General features: G+C 52.6%; 2 tRNA genes and 2 rRNA genes. All 4 read right to left on the bottom strand.

What is annotated here, in order from left to right:
* Positions 1 to 1,007 (bottom strand): 23S ribosomal RNA (locus ACYVDM_RS26430); the annotation flags it as partial.
* Between the two features lie 339 nt (positions 1,008 to 1,346).
* Positions 1,347 to 1,422, bottom strand: a tRNA-Ala gene (locus tag ACYVDM_RS26425).
* A gap of 69 nt (positions 1,423 to 1,491) precedes the next feature.
* A tRNA-Ile gene (locus tag ACYVDM_RS26420) sits at positions 1,492 to 1,568 on the bottom strand.
* 145 nt (positions 1,569 to 1,713) lie between these two features.
* Positions 1,714 to 3,244 (bottom strand): 16S ribosomal RNA (locus tag ACYVDM_RS26415).
* Positions 3,245 to 3,626: the final 382 nt, after the last annotated feature.

Genomic DNA, 3,626 nt, shown 5'->3' with positions numbered 1-3,626 from the left:
CGGGACCTTAGCTGGCGGTCTGGGTTGTTTCCCTCTTGAGTCCGGACGTTAGCACCCGGTGCTCTGTCTCCCAAGCTGGACTTGCGGGTATTCGGAGTTTGCCATAGGTTGGTAAGTCGCCATGACCCCCTAGCTATAACAGTGCTCTACCCCCCGCAGTCATACTTGAGGCACTACCTAAATAGTTTTCGGAGAGAACCAGCTATTTCCAGATTTGTTTAGCCTTTCACCCCTATCCACAGCTCATCCCCTAATTTTTCAACATTAGTGGGTTCGGTCCTCCAGCACGTGTTACCGTGCCTTCAACCTGGCCATGGGTAGATCATCTGGTTTCGGGTCTACACCCAGCGACTAAATCGCCCTATTCGGACTCGCTTTCGCTACGGCTTCCCTATTCGGTTAACCTTGCCACTGAATGTAAGTCGCTGACCCATTATACAAAAGGTACGCAGTCACCCCACAAGGAGGCTCCTACTGTTTGTATGCACACGGTTTCAGGATCTATTTCACTCCCCTTCCGGGGTTCTTTTCGCCTTTCCCTCACGGTACTGGTTCACTATCGGTCGATTACGAGTATTTAGCCTTGGAGGATGGTCCCCCCATCTTCAGACAGGATTTCACGTGTCCCGCCCTACTTCTCTTACGCCTAGTTCCACAAGCCAGATTTCATCTACAGGGCTATCACCTGCTACGGCCGGACTTTCCATTCCGTTCGATTATCTGAAATGCTAAATCGTAAAGGCTTCTCCGATTTCGCTCGCCGCTACTTTCGGAATCTCGGTTGATGTCTTTTCCTCGAGTTACTGAGATGTTTCAGTTCACCCGGTTCGCCTTCGCTGGCCTATGTATTCAGCCAGGAATACTGCATCGCTGCAGTGGGTTGCCCCATTCGGACATCTGCGGATCAAAGCTTGTTTGCCAGCTCCCCGCAGCTTTTCGCAGGCTACCACGTCCTTCTTCGCCTGTAATCGCCAAGGCATCCACCATGTGCACTTAGTCGCTTGATCCTATAACACTACCGTCTTATAGGACGCTGATATGTCTCGCGTTTGTGCCGTTCATCACTCTCAAAACAAGCAGGTCTTGCAACCCACTCTTGAGAACTTGAACTAAATCTAATGCAATCACAACCCGTGTTCACCTTCGCTGGCTCACGCCAACTACCGTATGAACACATTTTCGTTGTGCTTCTTCCAAATTGTTAAAGAACAAATGTATAACTCGTTAGGCAAAACCCAACAGATAACGCCAAATCACGTCAGCTAACCTTCTCGCCAACCCGCGCGACACTATCTGTTGAACTCTACAATTGCACACCACTACCCCAAGGCAAACCCTCAGATCTATGGTGGAGGTGAACGGGATCGAACCGATGACATCCTGCTTGCAAAGCAGGCGCTCTCCCAGCTGAGCTACACCCCCATCTTCCCTCGCCACTACCCGACGCAACGTATCTCTACCTCGCCCCAGCTCGCGCACTCAGAAAAAACCTGGTGGGTCTGGTTGGATTCGAACCAACGACCCCCGCCTTATCAAGACGGTGCTCTAACCGACTGAGCTACAGACCCAAATAAACTCTTCGGATCCGCACCCAGAATCATAGGCCCTCAGGGAAGAGTCTCCCCTTACTCCCAAGATTCCAAATCGATCCCAGCTATACATTTAACAAACAACCGATAAGCGTGGACGCTTAGCAAAGCAGCTTTCGCTCTTAAAGGAGGTGATCCAGCCGCACCTTCCGATACGGCTACCTTGTTACGACTTCACCCCAGTCATGAATCCTACCGTGGTAATCGCCCCCCTTGCGGTTAGGCTAACTACTTCTGGTAAAACCCACTCCCATGGTGTGACGGGCGGTGTGTACAAGACCCGGGAACGTATTCACCGCGACATGCTGATCCGCGATTACTAGCGATTCCGACTTCACGCAGTCGAGTTGCAGACTGCGATCCGGACTACGATCGGGTTTCTGGGATTGGCTCCCCCTCGCGGGTTGGCGACCCTCTGTCCCGACCATTGTATGACGTGTGAAGCCCTACCCATAAGGGCCATGAGGACTTGACGTCATCCCCACCTTCCTCCGGTTTGTCACCGGCAGTCTCATTAGAGTGCCCTTTCGTAGCAACTAATGACAAGGGTTGCGCTCGTTGCGGGACTTAACCCAACATCTCACGACACGAGCTGACGACAGCCATGCAGCACCTGTGTTCCAGTTCTCTTGCGAGCACTGCCAAATCTCTTCGGCATTCCAGACATGTCAAGGGTAGGTAAGGTTTTTCGCGTTGCATCGAATTAATCCACATCATCCACCGCTTGTGCGGGTCCCCGTCAATTCCTTTGAGTTTTAATCTTGCGACCGTACTCCCCAGGCGGTCAACTTCACGCGTTAGCTGCGCTACCAAGGCCCGAAGGCCCCAACAGCTAGTTGACATCGTTTAGGGCGTGGACTACCAGGGTATCTAATCCTGTTTGCTCCCCACGCTTTCGTGCATGAGCGTCAGTGTTATCCCAGGAGGCTGCCTTCGCCATCGGTGTTCCTCCGCATATCTACGCATTTCACTGCTACACGCGGAATTCCACCTCCCTCTGACACACTCTAGCCCGGTAGTTAAAAATGCAGTTCCAAAGTTAAGCTCTGGGATTTCACATCTTTCTTTCCGAACCGCCTGCGCACGCTTTACGCCCAGTAATTCCGATTAACGCTTGCACCCTACGTATTACCGCGGCTGCTGGCACGTAGTTAGCCGGTGCTTATTCTGCAGGTACCGTCAGTTGCCCCAGGTATTATCCGGAGCCGTTTCTTTCCTGCCAAAAGTGCTTTACAACCCGAAGGCCTTCATCGCACACGCGGGATGGCTGGATCAGGGTTGCCCCCATTGTCCAAAATTCCCCACTGCTGCCTCCCGTAGGAGTCTGGGCCGTGTCTCAGTCCCAGTGTGGCTGGTCGTCCTCTCAAACCAGCTACGGATCGTCGCCTTGGTGAGCCTTTACCCCACCAACTAGCTAATCCGATATCGGCCGCTCCAATAGTGCGAGGCCCGAAGGTCCCCCGCTTTCCCCATAAGGGCGTATGCGGTATTAGCCACGCTTTCGCGTAGTTATCCCCCGCTACTGGGCACGTTCCGATACATTACTCACCCGTTCGCCACTCGCCGCCAGACCGAAGTCCGCGCTGCCGTTCGACTTGCATGTGTAAAGCATCCCGCTAGCGTTCAATCTGAGCCAGGATCAAACTCTTCAGTTTAATCTCTGTTTAATTCGCGCACCATCACCCCGAAAGGCCATGGCACTTCACTCAAAGGAAATGAGGTTCCATGAATATCATTGACATCCAAGGTACTTCACTTCAAATGTGTGCGCTTGATTTGTTTAGCTTGTGCAGCCATCCCCCAACGAATCGGAGAACCGCTGCGCCACCCTACCAAGCGCCCACACTTATCGGTTGTTTAGTTGTTAAAGAGCAAGTACTGCTTGAGCAGCACAGAAACGAGATTATGAAGGCTTTTTTGCAAGCTGTCAAATCGAAGAACCTGCCCATCGACCTGACTTCACATCCACTTCCACACCACCCCCGACCATCTGGATACCAGGGTTTACCCTGACCTCACCGACTGCCGAGCCCGAAA

The sequence above is a fragment of the Bordetella tumulicola genome (genome assembly GCF_054779135.1).
The sequence above is the reverse complement of the archived record's forward strand: the minus strand, read 5'-3'. Positions and strand labels throughout refer to the sequence as shown.